This window comes from Chitinophaga sp. CC14 (assembly GCF_048957795.1).
GTDB lineage: Bacteria > Bacteroidota > Bacteroidia > Chitinophagales > Chitinophagaceae > Chitinophaga > Chitinophaga ginsengisegetis.
Map to the genome: position 1 here is coordinate 13,987 of NZ_JARBFY010000002.1, position 16,348 is coordinate 30,334.

The following is a 16,348-nucleotide window of genomic DNA, read 5'->3' on the forward strand; positions in this document are numbered from 1 at the left end:
ACAATTATATTTTATTTACAGCACTGCCATATAATCCAGCAGGCGGTACATGGTTTCAGTGTTTTGCGTCAGCAGGTTCATATGCTGGCGGATCTTCTCTTCATTTTGCACAAACGGCCCGCCAGCGGCAATGGCGCCGGCGCCGTGCAGGATCATTTCCTGCAAACTTTCTGCCGTTAATTCCATATGGAACTGGAGACCAATTACGCGGTCGCCGTAAATGAATGCCTGGTGGCTGCAGGCTGCGGAAGCCGCGAAGCGGGTAGCGCCTGCGGGCACATCAAAGGTATCGCCGTGAAAATGAAAGGTACTAAAATGATGGGGCAGCACTGTTTCCAGTGGAGCTGCCTGACCCTGGAAAGTGAGGTCCAGCGGGAACCAGCCGATTTCCGGCTGCGTATGCGGGTATACGTTAGCGCCGAGAGCCGCCGCAATCAGTTGTGATCCCAGGCAGATGCCCAATACCTTTTTATTTTGTTGGATAGCTTCCCGGATAAGGGCTATTTCGGTGGTCATCCACGGATGATGATCCTGTTCATACACGCCCATTGGCCCACCCATGATGATGAGCCAGTCCGCCGTTGCAAGTGCGGTAGTGTCAGTGCTTTCATACCAGCGGGTATAGGTTACCTGGTGCTGATGACTGCAGGCCCAGTCGGCAATGCAGCTGAGTCCTTCAAAAGGCACATGTTGAAAGTAGTGAATATGCATATGCAGAACGCTAAAATGATGCACCGAAGATACGGCTGCTATTTCACTTCTGCTCTTACTACTCTTAAATATTCATAGCCTTTCATCTGCTTACTCTTTTCTCCGAAATATTTTGCGCGGTAATCCCCGCCGCCGCCATCATAGTGCAGTTTCATATGATGTAATTCCAGGAAGGCATACAATTCTGCCGGACGGATACCAAAATCCCAGTTCTCACCGGCACGGCTTAGCAGCTTATTTATACGCACAAATCCATAAAATGCGGTTGGGTTTTCCAGCACTGCTTTTTCTACATAGGTAAAGATGATCTGTGTACCCGGACTAAAATTTTTCACATGGTGGAAAATCGTTTCCGCCTGTTTGGCTTCCTGCCGGGTAGTGATTCCTTCCCAGAGGAACAATGTTTTTAAATGCGCGCCGTAGAAGAGTTCCGGGAATACTTCAGAGATCTGTTGCGTGTTCAGATCCAGCTGCACATAATCCACATGAATGGTTGGTAATCCTACCAGGCCGGCAAGTATTTTCTTCTTGGTATACTGAAGTGTTGGGTGATCCATTTCCACATAATGCAGTGGTACACCAACATTCAGGCGATGCGCCCTCGTATCAAAAGTAGCGTTGAGAATGATCACCTGGTTGATACCCTGCGATCTTACCGCATGGATGATCATGTCGTCAATCAGCCTCGTTCTGGCAACAGCGGCGGTGAAGCTGCCGGGCCAGCGGAACTGTATACAGGCAGTAACTATTTTCCTGATGAAAGCAATCGTGCAACCCGCCAGTAAGATCTGATAAAATCTTGACAGAAACGCGCTGGCAAACGGATCATACAACAGGCGCTCTTTCTCAGGTTTCGTACTTTCTATTGCCCGGAATGCAGCCATATAAGTGCCGGATTTGGTAGCAGGAGACCGGCTCATAAATTACGTGTAGTCATCTTGGTTATTGAGATAAATGATGCGAGTATCACAAATGATCGATGATCAAATATATGTAAAAATGAGAATAGGATTATCACGGGATTTTCCCCGGTATCAGGCCAGGCAGCAGATGGCCAGCAGGGTTCCGGCACTGATCAATACCCATAGTATTACCCCGTGGATCAAGGGTTTGCGGCCGATTCCACGCAACGCCTCGCGGCTGAGATTGGTGCCTATCAGGAACAGGGTGAGCGACAAACCCGTTTTGGCACTTTTTACCAGGAAGGGGCCTGCCTGCTGAAACAACGGCACCCAGGTATTAAGCAGCATGGCAGCAATGAACACGGCAATAAACCACGGGATCCTGATGTTGCCCGTATCTGTTTTAAACAACAGGGTGGTGATAAACGCCACGGGAACAATCCACAGGGCGCGCGAGAGTTTCACGGTGGTAGCTATTTGCAACGCCTCTTCACCATATTTGTTGGCGGCGCCTATTACAGAACTGGTATCATGAATAGCGATGGCACTCCACAGGCCAAACTGTTGCTGGGATAAATGCAGCCCGTGGCCTACTGCCGGGAAAATAAAAAGTGCCAGTGCATTCAGCAGGAAGATGATGCCCAATGCCACGGAAACCTGTTTCTCGCCGGCTTTCATCACTGGTGCAATGGCGGCTATAGCGCTGCCACCGCAGATGGCGGTGCCGCAGGAAATAAGATGAGCGGTTTTTTTATCAATCCCCAGCAGCTTGCCCAGTACGGCGCCTGTTAGTAAGGTGCCGGCAATGGCAGTAATTGTAAAAAGAAAACCTTCACTGCCGGCTTTCAGTGCGCTGTGCACATTCATGCCAAAGCCCATTCCTATAATTGACAGCTGCAGTAGCCAGTGGGTAATGCGTGGTGTTACTGTGGTGAAAGGATTACCACTGGTTTGCGCCAGGGCAAATCCCAGCAACAGCGCCACCGGCGGGGTTACTACCGGCAGCAGCGTAATAGCTGCTGCGGTGAGGAATATAATTTTCTGCGTGTTCTCCGGTAGCCACGTGGCCGCTGTCTTCTCTTGTTGCATACACGAAACGTTTGTAATTGGATTACAAAGGTCCGTATCACAGGCCCGGAAGTCAAATGTCTATAAGTGATAGGTGATAACCAAAAGTTATGGACTTAATCAACAGAGAGAATGAACTTGTTGAACTTTACGGCGAAATCTTCTTTCAGGCTTTTATCGATGCCGTTGAGATAGTTGACAGTAAAGCCGCGTTGCAACCTGCGCGGAGTGCCGCCATCGAGTTGAATGGGCCGGGAGTGCAGCACGCCTATGAGTTGTTTTCCCTGGAAAATAAGGGCCAGGCGATACAACGGGCTGGGATCATCAATACCGCTTTCATAATTGAAATACAGCACATAGGGCTTGAGGGTGGTTTCTTCTTCCAGTTTGAAATTGTGGATAAAGGGTTCCATATCAGCGGCGCTGCGACCGGTATGTTGTTTCAGGTAGCTGCTTAAAGCAGATTCAATGATGGTGCCGTTACGGATACTTTTCTTTTGCGTATAGCCGTTAATGGTAGCCCACATCTTTTCCCCGTTGGTGGCTACGGGCAGTTTGATGTCGCGTTGCAGTACGCCTGCATCCACGCCATTTACTTTTATTTTGCGGCCTTTGTGAAAAAGCGGCTTGCTGAATTCATCTTTCGTAATATCAAAATCCACGCTTACCGGGTACCAATCCTTTTTCACCGGCGCACAACGCAGCGGGATATAATCTACCAGGGTAACCAGTGGTTCTCCGCCGGGATTATTCAGTATGGTGGCGGCGCCGTTAATTCTTTCGCCAACAATAGGAGCCTTGCTACGGGCGGATTTGGGGGTTGTTTCGGCAGCAGTTTTTTTATTGTTTTTTGCAACGTTTTCTTCGTTATCGTATTTGCCTGGCTTGTTATCCAGGTTGCACGATACCAGTAATACTGCCAGTGTGAGGCAGGATAAATATTTATTGAGATACATATGAAAGTTACTGTTTTACGGGAATGGAAGGACTCCGGCTTCCATCCGCTGCTGCACCTGCACAAAGATTAGGCCTAGAATTCCGTGAATATAACGGTGTCGCCTATCTGCAGGCGGCGAACCTGTTTCATGGTGGAAAACGGGTCCAGAGGGGACCAGTCCTGCGCTGTATAAAGCTGTATGTTTTTACCCGTCAGTTCTTTTTCCAGTGTTTTTAAAGAGAGGCTGGTATTGGTTTTACGGGAGATGTAATAGATCCTGGGATCTTCCTTCAAATGGATAATAATGCCGGGAGGACCCGCTTTAATTTCCTTTACCACTCCGGTGATAGCAGTGCAGTGCTTCTTATCTGCCTTATGGGCAGAGGGAATACCGGAAATAAGCAATACCAGTATTAAAGTGGCTACCAGCAATAATGCGGTAGCGCCTTTTTTGTTGGCTTGTTTTTTCATGATCCGTTGGCGTAAGTCAGGTTAGATACAGCGGACTCAATTTACAAAATATATGCATTAAAAAAGCAGGCCGTAAGCCTGCTTATATTCAAGGTGTTATTTTTCTTTTTTATCACTGGCTTCCTCATCCCATTCATCATCTTCCTCCCAGTCTTCATCCTCTTCCCAGTCATCGTCTGCCTCGTCATCATCAATCAGCAAACTTTGTTCTGAGCCGGGTTCTATGTGGTTTTCCCGCCAGTGGGCCACAATTTCATCTGCTTTCTTTTGCACAGGGGCAAAGTCGCTGATGACTGAACCTTCAAATTCAACCTCCACATCGGGTAAAGCCTGAAGGGCATTGAAGCAGTCCTGCAGGAGACTGATAGTTACGGGAGCGTTGCGTAATGCGCTGTAAGATAGCCGGATAGCGTCGAAAGGGCCGCTGTTATGAAATACTTCCTCCCCGTTGATCATGGGGAAAAGCCATATCAGTACGTCGTCGCCTGATTCTTCGCTGTTAAGGATACCAAAAAAATCATCGAGTTGTTCAAAACCCAATGGGGCCAGCTGTGCGAATGCTTTATTCCTGGCCGGAAATTTAGGATGCTCTTCTCCTGTAATTAAGAATAATTCACCGAACCTGGGCTTCTCTTTTGCAGCAAACCTAAAGTCAATGAGGATATCGTTTTCCATTGATGGCTATTCTGTTTTCTACTGTAATTTAATAGTTTAATCGGAAGGCGTTGAAAAAATATTCTACTGGATAACGGCGGCCGCTATCCGGCGGTAAGCGTGCAGGTATTTGTTCAGGCGGGCAATATCTTTTTCCTTTACGTCGGTCATACGTCTGATATCCATGTTGTCTGTAAGGTCGTTGAGTTTAACCATACAGGCCAAACGGTTCTGGAGGGTACGGTCTACAAAGTGGTCGTAGTCTTCGTCTTCATCCAGTTTGGTTACACAGTAAAGAGCGGCCAGCAGGTGAGGGGCCAGTCCTTCCTGTTCAAGGGCTTCAAAGGTCCAGCTGGTGTCTTCTACCACATCGTGCAGCACCCCTACAATCTTTTCGTCTTCAGTGCGGCCCATTTGCATTACACGGAACACATGCCCTATATAAGGCTGCCCGTATTTGTCTACCTGGTCTTTATGGGCGGTGGTGGCTATTTCTATGGCTCTGCTCAGATTCATATAAAAAAATAAAGGGACTGCGATGGTTATCACAGTCCCCTAAAATTATGATTTATTTACATAAAATGGTAACGTACAAATGCTTCCATAGCGGCATACTTCTGTAAACCTAAACGGTCGTACAGGTCGGCGGTGTTGGCGTTACGGTCTTCAGCACGCTGCCAGAATTCGCGGAGATCGGTTCCCTGGAAAGGCACCACATCTTTCTGACTCTGGTGAATGAAGATACCAAGACGCTTCTGCATCACCTGGTCAGGGCTCATGGGAACAGCCATTTCAATTTCATGTATTTCCCACTCCTGCCATGCGCCTTTATACAGCCATACCCAGCAATCTTTGGCCCAGTCTTCTGTTTTCACAATTTCCAGTGCAGCAAAGATGATGTCCAGGCACACCTTATGCGTTCCATGCGGATCGGCAAGGTCACCGGCGCAGAAGATCTGTTGTGGTTTCAGCTTACGCAGCAGCTCTACTGTCAGTGCCACATCTTCTGGTCCCATTGGTTTCTTTTCCACCAAACCGGTTTCATAGAAAGGCAGGTTCATGAAATGGGCGTTTTCTTCCGCAATACCTACATAACGGCAGGTAGCTTTTGCTTCGCAACGACGGATCAAACCTTTGATAGCGCGGATTTCAGCAGTATCTTTCTGGCTTGGCTTCTTGGTGCGGATAAATGCTTTTGCTTCATCCAGGATCAGGGAGCTTTTGCTTTTATCGATGTCGAACATACCTTCAAAACCTACGGCAAAGTCGATGAAACGCAGCAGGAACTCATCTGTTACGGCAATGTTGCCGGAAGTCTGGTAAGCTACATGTACATCATGTCCCTGTTCGTGCAGGCGGATGAAAGTACCACCCATAGAAATGATATCATCATCAGGATGCGGCGAGAAGATCAGCGCACGCTTTTTAGCGGGTTCTGAACGCTCCGGGTGGTTTGGTAATTGTGGACCAGGCTTGCCACCAGGCCAGCCTGTAATGGTATCACGGATGGCGTTAAACTCTTCGATATTGAGCTCATAGGCAGAACCATACTGTACGATCAGGTCGTTCAAACCGTTTTCGTTATAGTCCTTGTCAGTGAGCATCAGGATAGGCTTGTTCAGTTTCAGCGCCAGGCTGGTTACTGCTTTGCGGATCAGGCCCGGAGTCCATTCGCAGTCGCCGGTGAGCCACGGTTCATTGAAACGGGTCAGTTCAGCTGCTGCCTGTTCATCAATGATAAACTTGCAGTTAGGATGCTGTTGCAGCAGGGAAGCAGGCACCTGGTCGGTACTGTGTCCTTCTACAGAACGGCGAACGATTTTGGATTTATGCGAACCCCACGCCATCAGTAAGATGCGTTTTGCCTTAAAGATGCTGCTAAGGCCCATTGTAATCGCCAAACGGGGCACCTGGCTCATATTCGGGAACTCATACGCATTGGCCAAACGGGTGCTGTTGTCCAGCGTAACGAGACGGGTGTGTGAATTGATATTAGCGCCTGGTTCGTTGAAACCAATGTGGCCGTTGTTACCAATACCCAGCACCTGGATATCGATACCGCCTAATTCTTCAATACGTTTGTCGTAAGCCTCACAATATTTCTTGATCTGATCCTTTGGAATGGTACCATCCGGAATGTTGTACTGACCTTCAGGGATATCAACATGATTGAACAGGTGCTCTTTCATAAAGCGGTGGTAGCTCTGTAAAGCATCCGGCTCTATAGGATAATATTCATCCAGGTTAAAGGTGATGACGTTCTTAAAGCTGAGTCCTTCTTCTTTGTGCAGACGTACCAATTCTGCGTACAGATATTTAGGAGTAGAGCCGGTGGCCAATCCTAAAATACATTTTTGGCCGGCAGCCTGCCTTTCGCGGATCAGCGCGGCAATTTCCTGTGCTACTGCTTTGGAACCCTCTTTGGCAGAAGGATGTATTTCCACAGCAATTTGTTCAAAGCTGTCGATCAGTTCGATTTCCTGATGATTAATCGTCATTTGTAAACGTTTTTGATTAGATGCGGTTTAAAAACGAGCCGGAAAATTAAAGAATTTACTGCTAATGCGCATTATTATTTAGCAATATTTAAATTATATTTCTTTAGCTTGTTATAAACCATTTAATATTTGATCTCGTTAATATGTTTAGCACACAGCGGTTGAAGGCCGTATCATATATTTTGGTGTAGGAGTCATAAAATGAAAACCGTTCCGCATTTGCCGGGACGGTTTTCGATTTTTTAGTTTATGATAAACTCATCAGCAAACAACCATGCGCCGTTGCCTGCTCCTGCTGCACCGGCAGGGATCTTACCAAAGTTCTGCATCTGCACTTTTACAAAACGGCCGCGAACAGCCTGCAAATGGCCTCTTACCTTATTGATGCCCTGCTGTGCAAAAGTGTTCTGTTTGTACACTTCCTTATAGCTTTTACCATCGTCAGATACGGAGAACACTACCAGCTTCGGTGGGTAGATCCAGTCGCCCTTCACATTGATCGTATTAATGCCTACCAGGTGAATATCCTGCACACTGTCCAGCTCCACTACTGCTTCCATATCCGTTCCTTTAAAGCCAAACCATTCGTTATCGTTGTAAGCAGCATTGCCTTCCACGCCATTTACCAGGGTAAAGTCGCTGGCAGGGCGGTGAGCTGCATCCGCTGCAGAAGCCATGCTTACCTTTTTAGCCAGTCCTTTGTGAAACAGGAACGTTTGATCGTACTCGTTGCCAAAAGGTTTGCCATCCAGGAATACCTGCGCACGGAGCGTTCCGCTGCGGGTAATTTGTACAGGCGCTGTATAAGGAGTCGCCTGAGGGGTAGGAGCAGTACTATCGGTAGTGAAAAATATTTTACCGCCATCCAGTTTTGAATTCAGTACTACAGCCACGCCGCCTTTGCCATTATCGGTTACTTTGCCGGTAACTTCAAAAACATGTTTGGCATAATTTACCTTCTTCAGGTCCAGCCTTTTTACATGTATTTTCAAACGGTCTACAAAGCTGTCGTAGTTACGTTTATCCTTTGGCGACCACAGTACTTCTGATAATGCGGCTGCACGCGGGTATACCATGTATTCCAGGTAATTGGTATTGTTGATGTATTCTGTCCATACGTTGGCCTGCGCACCTTTGATGTATTTAGCTTCATCGCTGCTCAGTTCCGCCGGAATGGGCTCGTAGGAATACACCTGGCTCACCGGCAGGAATCCGCCTATCGCCAGTGGTTCATTCGAGCCTTTGGACTGGTAGTGGTCAAAGTAGCAGAATTCGCCCGGCGTCATTATTACATCATGTTTTTGTTTGGCAGCTGCAATACCGCCTTCAATGCCTCTCCAGCTCATTACGGTAGCATTGGGGGCCAGGCCGCCTTCCAGGATCTCGTCCCAGCCAATGATCTGCCGTCCTTTGCTGTTCAGGTATTTCTCCATCCGCTGAATGAAATAGCTCTGCAACGCATGTTCATCTTTCAAACCTTCCTGCTTCATACGCGCCTGGCATTTAGGACATTTTTCCCAGCGTACTTTGGGAGATTCGTCTCCGCCGATGTGGATATACTTGCTCGGGAACAACGCCATCACTTCATCCAGCACGTCCTGTAAGAAAAGATAAACGCTGTCGTTGCCGGCGCAGTATACATCATCGTATACGCCCCAGCGGGTGCCTACTTCATACGGGCCACCGGTGCAGCCCAGGTTGGGATACGCGGTAAGCGCCGCAAGTGAATGCCCCGGCATTTCAATTTCAGGAATCACCGTGATGAAGTGATCAGCAGCATACTGCACTACTTCTTTCACCTGTTCCTGTGTATAAAAGCCGCCATAAGGTTTGCCATCGTATTTATTGTCGGCATAACGGCCGGCCATTGTTTCTTTCCTTTTGGAAGCTACTTCCTGCAGGCGCGGGTATTTTTTGATTTCAATACGCCAGCCCTGGTCCTCTGTCAGGTGCCAGTGAAACGTATTCATCTTGTGCATCGCCATCAGGTCGATGTACTTCTTTATAAAATCAACAGAAAAAAAATGGCGGCCCACATCCAGGTGCAGCCCGCGGTAAGCGAAACGGGGCGCATCGGTAATATTCACACCAGGTATAAACATGGCGCGCGCTTTTTCTACCGGCAGTAGCTGGATCAGCGTCTGTACGCCATAAAAGGTACCGGCGCCGCTGTTGCCTTTGATGGTAATGTGGTTGTGATCTGCAGTAAGCGTATATCCTTCTGCGTTAGTAGTGTCATTGCCGGTTTGTAACAGGATGGCATTCTTATCTCCCTGTTCTTTTACCGCCAGTTCATACCCGGTTAATTCTTTGAGCCAGGCATTAAATAAAGCGGCTGTTTTTTTGTCGCTTTCATTATTGGCAACAATCACCGTTTGCTTGTCCAGTAAAAAAGAATCAGCTGTTTCGCTGACACTGGCAGGCATAGGAATGATGCTCACACTGCCTTTGGGGGCAACGGGCTGCTGAGTGGTACAACTCCACAGTCCTGCTGCTGTCATCAGTAAGCACAGGTGAATTACTCTTTTCATTGTCATATAATGGATTGTTTTTTCTCTTATTTCATTTCAAGTTCACACAACACCGGGCGATGATCGGACGCCACTGTTTCTTCAATGATACGGGCGCCGGTGATTGTCCACCGGTGTTTGGGAGCAAGCATGATATAGTCCAGTTTTATTGTTGGTGAATCAGCAGGAAAGGTTGGTCCCATCTGGCTGGTGGCATCTGCAAATACCTGTTTGAGCACATTGATTTCCTTTGAAGCAGGCGGGGCGTTGAAGTCGCCCGCAATAATCACAGGAGTGGCCGTTGCCTTGAAATAGTCTGCCAGTGCGTTGGCCTGTGCAATGCGGTCGGTAGCCTTTTTGCCAGCATCCAGGTGAGTGGTTACAAACTGCAGGGAGCTGTCTCCGGGGAGCCGAACGGTAACAATACCGGCAGCCCTGGGTTCATTGCCTTTTGCAGAAGGTAACATCAGGGTAGTATTGTTGCTGATGGGAAAACGGGAAAGGATGCCGGTGCCATAACCGCCGCCGTCAAAATCCATTGATTTGGCAAAATACGTGTACATGCCGGTGATGGAGGCCAGTTCTTTCAGCTGATCACTTTGACTGGTGCGGCCGGTGGCGCTGTCTACTTCCTGCAGTGCCACCAGGTCGGGATTGGTAGCCAGTATTACATTGGCGATTCCCTGAAGATCCAGTACCTGTTTCATGTTTTCCCCGTGATGAATGTTGTAGGTGAGCACCTTTACTTTTTGCGTTTGCGCAAAAAGGACACTACCTGCAAAACATACCACCGTAAAAAGCAGCATTTTTTTCATATCAATATCATTTGAACGCTTCCGTCACTGGCCTTCCGGTCCACACCTGCGGTGTTTTCAACCCAAAGATCCAGGCAAGAGTTGCAGCAGTATCGTAGGTAACTACGCTGCTTTTAATCTCTTTGTTTTTTGCCACACCAGGGCCACGGATGATCCAGGGAATCTGCATTTCTTCCATCGTTTTGCCGCCATGTCCTTTCTTGATACCGCCATGATCAGCTGTCAGCAGGATAATCGTATTATCCCACATCCCTGCATCTTTCACTGCCTGCAGAATTTTTCCCAGCAACACATCATTCTTTGCTACCTGGTCGAAGTAAGGCTGTATATTATGACCAATATTATGCCCGGTTCCATCGGGTTCATCAAAATGGATGAACAGGAAATCCGGTTTCTTTTCTTTGATATAGGCTACAGATGCCGCGGTAGCCAGGCTGTCGTTGTCGTGTGTACCAAGATCTTTGTTTACCGCTGCTTTGGGAAACAAATAACCGATACCATCCCAGCTATAAATAACGCCTATCTCTGCCTTTGGTTTCTGCTCACGTAAAATGGTGTATATAGAAGGAAACATGCCATACTGATCCAGCTCGCGGGAAGGCAGTTCAGGTTTCCGGCTGTCCCATTCTGTATAACCGTGTATTTCAGGACCGGCGCCCATTACCATAGAGGCCCAGTTAACCGCACTGGAGGAAGGCAATACACTGCGGGCCTGTAAAGTCCACGCACCATCCTGCATCATTTGTTTCATATTGGGGTTGTTCACTTTCGGAAAACAGTAAGCGCCGAAGCCATCCATGCCTATCAGGATAACGTGCTTTACCCCTTTGGTCTGTGCCTGCGCGAAGAATCCGCCAAGCAACAAACCTGTTGCAATGATCAGTTTTTTCATTTCGTTGTTCACTTTTAAGCTAACATGCGTTAGCCCGTAAAATTAATACTGGGTTTTCAATAAATCTTTAGCTAAACATCGTGGGCTAAGATAGTAATGTTTTCTCGCCTATTTCACGGATTAATGTTACTTCTTTTTTCTGTGTGGCGGAGATGCCATATTCAGGAACGCCGGGAATGCCGCCCATACTCACATTGGGATTGCGATAAGTCATCCCGCTTTCTTCATAGCCTTTTGCGGAAGTATGATATTCCGTAATACCGGTAGCGGTAATTAATTGTGCAATATTGTTGGCTCGAACGCCGGAACCGGCCATAATGGCGATGCGGTCGTTAGCTCTTTCCACCAGCTCTTTCAGCAGGGAAGCGCCTTCCAGGGCGGTATTGTGTGCGCCGGAAGTAAGGATCCGTTCGCAACCAATGGAAATAATATCTTCCAGGGCTTCAAACGGGTTGTCTGTCATGTCAAAGGCACGGTGAAAAGTAACGCCCATTGGCCACGCCAGGTCAACGAGTATTTTGCATCTTTGTTTATCCACCCGGCCATCAGGCAGGAGGATACCAATTACCACACCGTTGCAGCCCAGTAGTTTGCTCTGCTCAATATCGCGTTTCATCACTTCAAACTCCAGGTCGGAGTAAAGGAAATCGCCGCCACGCGGGCGGATAATAGGGTAGAGGTCTATTTTTACTTTTTCCCTGGCCAGCGCAATGGTGCCATAGCTGGGCGTAGTGCCGCCTTCCAGCAGGTTGTCACAGAGTTCTATCCGGTTTGCGCCACCTTCTTCCGCAGCAATGCAGGATGCTACTGATCCTGCGCATATTTCGAGGGTGAAAGGCATAAAAAAACAGCTTTTGAAATGAGGTACCAGTACAGGGATCAGCGATAACGGCTGATCCCTGCCTGCTAAAAATGATGTTTCCCGTCAATTAAAATATTGCTGGTATCACTGGTGCACACAGCATAGCTAAAGCCTTTCTGGAGGCAGTAAGCGCCATGTTCTCCTTTTTTATTGAGGGCCAGGAAACCAACCTGGATTTCTTTTGCTTTGGAAGGACTTCTTTTCACAATACGGTCTACCGCTTCTTTACAAGCCTTTTCCGGTGGATAACCCTGACGCATCAGTTCCACCACCAGGTGGCTGCCTACAATTTTGATCACTTCTTCTCCAACACCGGTGCTGGTAGCAGCGCCCACTTCATTGTCTACATATAATCCTGCACCGATGATGGGAGAATCGCCCAGGCGGCCATGCAGCTTAAAGGCCATGCCGCTGGTAGTGCAGGCGCCCGACAGGTTGCCGTCGGCGTCCATTGCTACCATGCCTATTGTATCGTGGTTGTATACATTCCCCGGCAGCATCAGCGGATTAAACGCGGTGGCGCCGTTGGAGGGTGTATACGATTTGTTTTCTATGTTGATGATGGGCTTATATTCTGATGTTTTGAGCCACTCTTTCCATGCTTTTTCTGATTCCGGTGTCAGCAGGTTTTCTTTCTGGAAGCCATTGGCCAGTGCAAACTGCAACGCGCCATCGCCTACCAGCATTACATGCGGCGTTTTTTCCATCACCAGGCGGGCTACTGAAATAGCATGGGTCACGTGTTCCAGCGCACCTACGGAGCCGCAGTTGCCATGTTCATCCATGATGCAGGCGTCGAGCGTAACACGGCCATCACGGTCGGGGTAACCGGAGAAACCAACGGTGTGGTTGTTGGGATCTGCTTCTGGTATCTTTACGCCGGCTTCCACAGCGTCGAGCGCGCGGCCGCCTTTTTTCAGCACCTCCCAGGCGGCAGCATTGGCCGCACGGCCAAAGTCCCACGTAGATACTACAATCGGCTTTCCTTTTACGGGTCCGCGTTTCCCCTGCGAACGTGCAGGCGTTCCCGTTACTCCATCCAAAGAGAAAACAGCGGCGCTGAGGGCCGCTGTTTTCAGGAATGATCTTCTATTACTCATATAAAGCATTTTATACTTTTCTGCTTCCGCTGAAAGCTAGTCTTTCATTTCCCATGCCAGCGCACTGGCGCCCAGAATAGCTGCATCGCTTTCTTTCAGTTCAGAGAACAGCAATTTAACTTTATTCTGGAAAATAGGAAGCAGGTTCTTCTCCATATGCTCCCGTACCGGTTTCATGATGAGGTCTCCGGCTTTGGTTAAACCGCCGAACAGCACAATGGCTTCCGGACTGGAGAACATCACAAAATTGGCGAGGGCTGCACCGAGTATCTTACCGGTGAACTCATATACTTCCATCGCCAGGGGATCACCCTTCATGGCGGCTTCGTAGATGAGCTTGGAATTGATCTCTTCTTTGGTATGCTCCCGCATTATGCTGTGCGTATCCGGGCGGGTAGCCAGGAATTCTATGGCAGTATTGGTAACGCCGGTGGCAGAAGCATAGGCTTCCAGCGAACCATGCGCTCCGGTACCGGCATGCAGCCTCCCGTCGGGGATCACAATACAGTGACCCAGCTCGCCGGCAAAACCATCATGACCATAAATCAGTTGCCCGTTGGCCACAATACCGCTTCCCACACCTGTACCCAGGGTGATTACGATAAAGTCTTTCATTCCCCTGGCAGCGCCATAGATCAGCTCACCCAAAGCTGCCGCGTTGGCGTCGTTGGTGAGTACGGTTGGTAAACCGAATTTCTGTTCCAGCAAACTGGCCAGTGGCACTACGCCTTTCCAGCGCAGGTTTGGCGCATATTCTATATTACCGGTATAGTAGTTCCCGTTGGGAGCGCCTACACCAATGCCTTTCATGTTTTCAATGCCGCCTGCCTCGTTAATGAGGATAGACAGGTGTCCATGTAATTCGTCCAGGAAGCCATTTACATCTTCATGCTGATTGGTCAACATCCGACCATCACCAATAATATTACCCCTGCGATCTACAATACCGAATTTGGTGTTAGTACCCCCGATATCAATGCCCACCGCTAACTGCTGACTCATAATCAATTCCTTGAGATTTTAAAATGGTTTTAACTCTAAATGCGAAGAACGCGAGATAAGCAAAGCACAGCGCCGGAATAACATAAGAGGCGTGGATACCAATGCTTGCAATGTCTGCCAGACCGCCCTGTACAGGAGGAATGAGAGAGCCACCGAGGATCATCATTACCAGGAACGCAGAGCCCTGACCAGTATACTTGCCCAGACCTGCGATTGATAATGCGAAAATGCTTGGCCACATCACAGAGCAGAATAATCCGCCGCTGATAAATGCAAACGTAGCCAGCTGACCGGTGGTAAATAATCCGATCAGAACAGAACCAACACCCAGCAAACCAAAGATGGTAAGGGTTTTGGCAGGTTTGTCCTGGCCGGCAAAGAAGCCAATGATCTGCACCACTATACAGATAGCATATGGATATAAAACACTGATATCATTGCCCTTGATGCTGTTGGCGCCGAGAATAACACCATAAGCTACAAAAGGAACAACTACACAGAGAATATTACGGGTGGTTTTAGATACGTTGAATACGCTGATGGCGCCGGTCCAGCGGCCAATCATCATACTTCCCCAGAACAGGGATACATACGGATCCAGTTCTGATTCTGCCAAACCTTTTACGGTCAGGAAACCAGGATGCTTCAGCAATGCGCCGAGGTTACTGGCAATGGATACTTCCACGCCCACATAAATAAAGATAGCCAGCATACCCAGGATCAGCTGCGGATATTTCATCGCGCCCCAGCCTTCACTGTTGCTGGCAGATGCCATTTTGGTATAAAAGAGGATACCGATAATACCCACAATACCTGCAATGAACATCGGCAACTCAAATTTCAGTATCAGCCCCATGAGGATCAACACAAACATAAATGTGATAGCCAGTAACGACCTGGTAGCTTTGGGAGAAGATTCAAAACCTTCTGTATCCTGACTTTCCGGCATCTTCACAAAAGCAAAAATAGCAGCAGCAACGAGGAACAGTCCGATGAGAAGGAAATATAAAGTATTGATTTTGCTGATATCCGTACTTACTTCGCCACCTTTAATATTACCAAACAGCAACATGCTCACGATAATAGGTCCGATGGTAGTACCAAAGGAGTTAACACCTCCCGCCAGGTTCAGGCGGTGAGTACCTTTGGCAGGATCTCCCAGTAAAATTGCAAATGGATTGGCAGCGGTTTGCTGCAGTGAAAATCCTAAGGCCACTATAAATAAGGCCATGAGGATAAGGGCAAAATATCCAAACGTAACGGTTTGTTTATAGTCAGTATCCAGTACAGTTACTATTTTTTCCAGGTTAGCTTTCGTAAAGGTGGCAGCATACTGTTTATGCTCCTCATCTTTTGTAAAGCCTCCGGAAACTGCGGAAATTAACTGCGGATTTGTGGTGTACTTTTCAGCGGATTCATTACTGCTGATCAGGAGGGAATAGGTATCCGGATTTTTCTCACGGCGGATCTTCACCTGCCTGTCGGAAGTCTGCAACTGTTGCTCTACCTGGAAACCGCTGATGTCAGCAATCGTTTCTTTGATAGGAACAATCTTCTCCTTATTCACACATGGAATCATAATTACCGAGCCAAGCACGGAAATCAGCAACCCGTAAATAATACCCTTCTTGTACCCGATCTTGTTGAGGATGTCCACTTTTCTTGCGGTGGAAGCCAGGTACAGGATCAGCGAACCTATAAAATAGGCACTGTAAAAAGAGAAGTCGATAAGCTGAGACTCCAGCTGGGTAAGGTTAAAGTGAGATTTGCAAAACGGGATAAAGATACTGTTGGATGCAGCCAGAAATCCCCAGAAAAAGAAAACCAGAATAAGCACAAAGAACGAAGGATGGGTGCTTTGTGCGTTTTGTTTTGATTGCTGAATCATAAACGTGTTAAGTTACGGTGAAATTTTGCCGGTTAAAT

At 48.0% G+C, this 16,348-nt stretch carries 14 protein-coding genes and 1 pseudogene; all 15 read right to left on the reverse strand.

The genetic code is table 11. The annotated features are described in order from the left end of the window. Nucleotides 1-15 precede the first annotated feature (15 nt). The 15 genes and pseudogenes from PV783_RS09355 to PV783_RS09425 all read right to left on the reverse strand — a co-directional run bounded on the left by PV783_RS09355 (nucleotide 16) and on the right by PV783_RS09425 (nucleotide 16,310). Nucleotides 16-711, reverse strand: coding sequence for a type 1 glutamine amidotransferase (locus tag PV783_RS09355; protein WP_420987824.1), 696 nt, complete (start codon nucleotides 709-711; stop codon nucleotides 16-18). A gap of 38 nt (nucleotides 712-749) precedes the next feature. After that, nucleotides 750-1,631, reverse strand: coding sequence for a class I SAM-dependent methyltransferase (locus PV783_RS09360; protein WP_420987825.1), 882 nt, complete (start codon nucleotides 1,629-1,631; stop codon nucleotides 750-752). A gap of 114 nt (nucleotides 1,632-1,745) precedes the next feature. Continuing rightward, entirely contained in the window at nucleotides 1,746-2,702 is a 957-nt protein-coding gene (locus PV783_RS09365; protein ID WP_420987826.1) for a YeiH family protein, read from the reverse strand. A gap of 95 nt (nucleotides 2,703-2,797) precedes the next feature. Further along, entirely contained in the window at nucleotides 2,798-3,637 is an 840-nt protein-coding gene (locus PV783_RS09370; protein ID WP_420987827.1) for a hypothetical protein, read from the reverse strand. Nucleotides 3,638-3,711: 74 nt separating this feature from the next. Continuing rightward, the gene (locus tag PV783_RS09375; protein ID WP_111579450.1) at nucleotides 3,712-4,089 is read right to left on the reverse strand and encodes a hypothetical protein; all 378 of its coding nucleotides are present in this window, start codon (nucleotides 4,087-4,089) and stop codon (nucleotides 3,712-3,714) included. A gap of 96 nt (nucleotides 4,090-4,185) precedes the next feature. Next, complete coding sequence (locus PV783_RS09380; protein WP_079469007.1) at nucleotides 4,186-4,764, reverse strand: hypothetical protein; 579 nt, start codon at nucleotides 4,762-4,764, stop codon at nucleotides 4,186-4,188. Between the two features lie 63 nt (nucleotides 4,765-4,827). Further along, nucleotides 4,828-5,259 carry a phosphohydrolase gene (locus PV783_RS09385; protein WP_079469006.1) on the reverse strand — a complete coding sequence of 144 codons (432 nt, stop codon included), beginning with the start codon at nucleotides 5,257-5,259 and terminating at the stop codon, nucleotides 4,828-4,830. A gap of 56 nt (nucleotides 5,260-5,315) precedes the next feature. After that, nucleotides 5,316-7,247: pseudogene (nagB, locus tag PV783_RS09390) on the reverse strand (glucosamine-6-phosphate deaminase); the annotation flags it as partial. A gap of 236 nt (nucleotides 7,248-7,483) precedes the next feature. After that, on the reverse strand, nucleotides 7,484-9,778 hold the full coding sequence (locus tag PV783_RS09395) for a beta-N-acetylhexosaminidase (RefSeq protein ID WP_420987828.1): 2,295 nt from the start codon (nucleotides 9,776-9,778) through the stop codon (nucleotides 7,484-7,486). A gap of 20 nt (nucleotides 9,779-9,798) precedes the next feature. Further along, complete coding sequence (locus tag PV783_RS09400; RefSeq protein ID WP_079469004.1) at nucleotides 9,799-10,566, reverse strand: endonuclease/exonuclease/phosphatase family protein; 768 nt, start codon at nucleotides 10,564-10,566, stop codon at nucleotides 9,799-9,801. A 7-nt stretch (nucleotides 10,567-10,573) separates the two neighbouring features. Next, complete coding sequence (locus PV783_RS09405; RefSeq protein WP_420987829.1) at nucleotides 10,574-11,458, reverse strand: alkaline phosphatase; 885 nt, start codon at nucleotides 11,456-11,458, stop codon at nucleotides 10,574-10,576. A gap of 85 nt (nucleotides 11,459-11,543) precedes the next feature. Then, on the reverse strand, nucleotides 11,544-12,299 hold the full coding sequence (locus PV783_RS09410) for a copper homeostasis protein CutC (protein WP_079469002.1): 756 nt from the start codon (nucleotides 12,297-12,299) through the stop codon (nucleotides 11,544-11,546). Between the two features lie 65 nt (nucleotides 12,300-12,364). Beyond that, complete coding sequence (locus PV783_RS09415; RefSeq protein WP_079469001.1) at nucleotides 12,365-13,420, reverse strand: N(4)-(beta-N-acetylglucosaminyl)-L-asparaginase; 1,056 nt, start codon at nucleotides 13,418-13,420, stop codon at nucleotides 12,365-12,367. 36 nt (nucleotides 13,421-13,456) lie between these two features. Next, complete coding sequence (locus PV783_RS09420) at nucleotides 13,457-14,422, reverse strand: ROK family protein (RefSeq protein WP_079469000.1); 966 nt, start codon at nucleotides 14,420-14,422, stop codon at nucleotides 13,457-13,459. Then, entirely contained in the window at nucleotides 14,394-16,310 is a 1,917-nt protein-coding gene (locus PV783_RS09425; protein WP_200817217.1) for an MFS transporter, read from the reverse strand. The genes PV783_RS09420 and PV783_RS09425 overlap by 29 nt, the downstream gene beginning before the upstream one ends. Between the last annotated feature and the right edge of the window lie 38 nt (nucleotides 16,311-16,348).

What these genes read in the sequence shown, in the direction of transcription:
- PV783_RS09370 (WP_420987827.1), bottom strand. Translation starts at nt 3,637, where the DNA reads ATGTATCTCAATAAATATTTATCCTGCCTCACACTGGCAGTATTACTG.
- PV783_RS09425 (WP_200817217.1), bottom strand. Translation starts at nt 16,310, where the DNA reads ATGATTCAGCAATCAAAACAAAACGCACAAAGCACCCATCCTTCGTTC.
- PV783_RS09365 (WP_420987826.1), bottom strand. Translation starts at nt 2,702, where the DNA reads ATGCAACAAGAGAAGACAGCGGCCACGTGGCTACCGGAGAACACGCAG.
- PV783_RS09415 (WP_079469001.1), bottom strand. Translation starts at nt 13,420, where the DNA reads ATGAGTAATAGAAGATCATTCCTGAAAACAGCGGCCCTCAGCGCCGCT.
- PV783_RS09400 (WP_079469004.1), bottom strand. Translation starts at nt 10,566, where the DNA reads ATGAAAAAAATGCTGCTTTTTACGGTGGTATGTTTTGCAGGTAGTGTC.
- PV783_RS09405 (WP_420987829.1), bottom strand. Translation starts at nt 11,458, where the DNA reads ATGAAAAAACTGATCATTGCAACAGGTTTGTTGCTTGGCGGATTCTTC.
- PV783_RS09395 (WP_420987828.1), bottom strand. Translation starts at nt 9,778, where the DNA reads ATGACAATGAAAAGAGTAATTCACCTGTGCTTACTGATGACAGCAGCA.
- PV783_RS09375 (WP_111579450.1), bottom strand. Translation starts at nt 4,089, where the DNA reads ATGAAAAAACAAGCCAACAAAAAAGGCGCTACCGCATTATTGCTGGTA.
- PV783_RS09410 (WP_079469002.1), bottom strand. Translation starts at nt 12,299, where the DNA reads ATGCCTTTCACCCTCGAAATATGCGCAGGATCAGTAGCATCCTGCATT.
- PV783_RS09355 (WP_420987824.1), bottom strand. Translation starts at nt 711, where the DNA reads ATGCATATTCACTACTTTCAACATGTGCCTTTTGAAGGACTCAGCTGC.
- PV783_RS09420 (WP_079469000.1), bottom strand. Translation starts at nt 14,422, where the DNA reads ATGAGTCAGCAGTTAGCGGTGGGCATTGATATCGGGGGTACTAACACC.
- PV783_RS09380 (WP_079469007.1), bottom strand. Translation starts at nt 4,764, where the DNA reads ATGGAAAACGATATCCTCATTGACTTTAGGTTTGCTGCAAAAGAGAAG.
- PV783_RS09360 (WP_420987825.1), bottom strand. Translation starts at nt 1,631, where the DNA reads ATGAGCCGGTCTCCTGCTACCAAATCCGGCACTTATATGGCTGCATTC.
- PV783_RS09385 (WP_079469006.1), bottom strand. Translation starts at nt 5,259, where the DNA reads ATGAATCTGAGCAGAGCCATAGAAATAGCCACCACCGCCCATAAAGAC.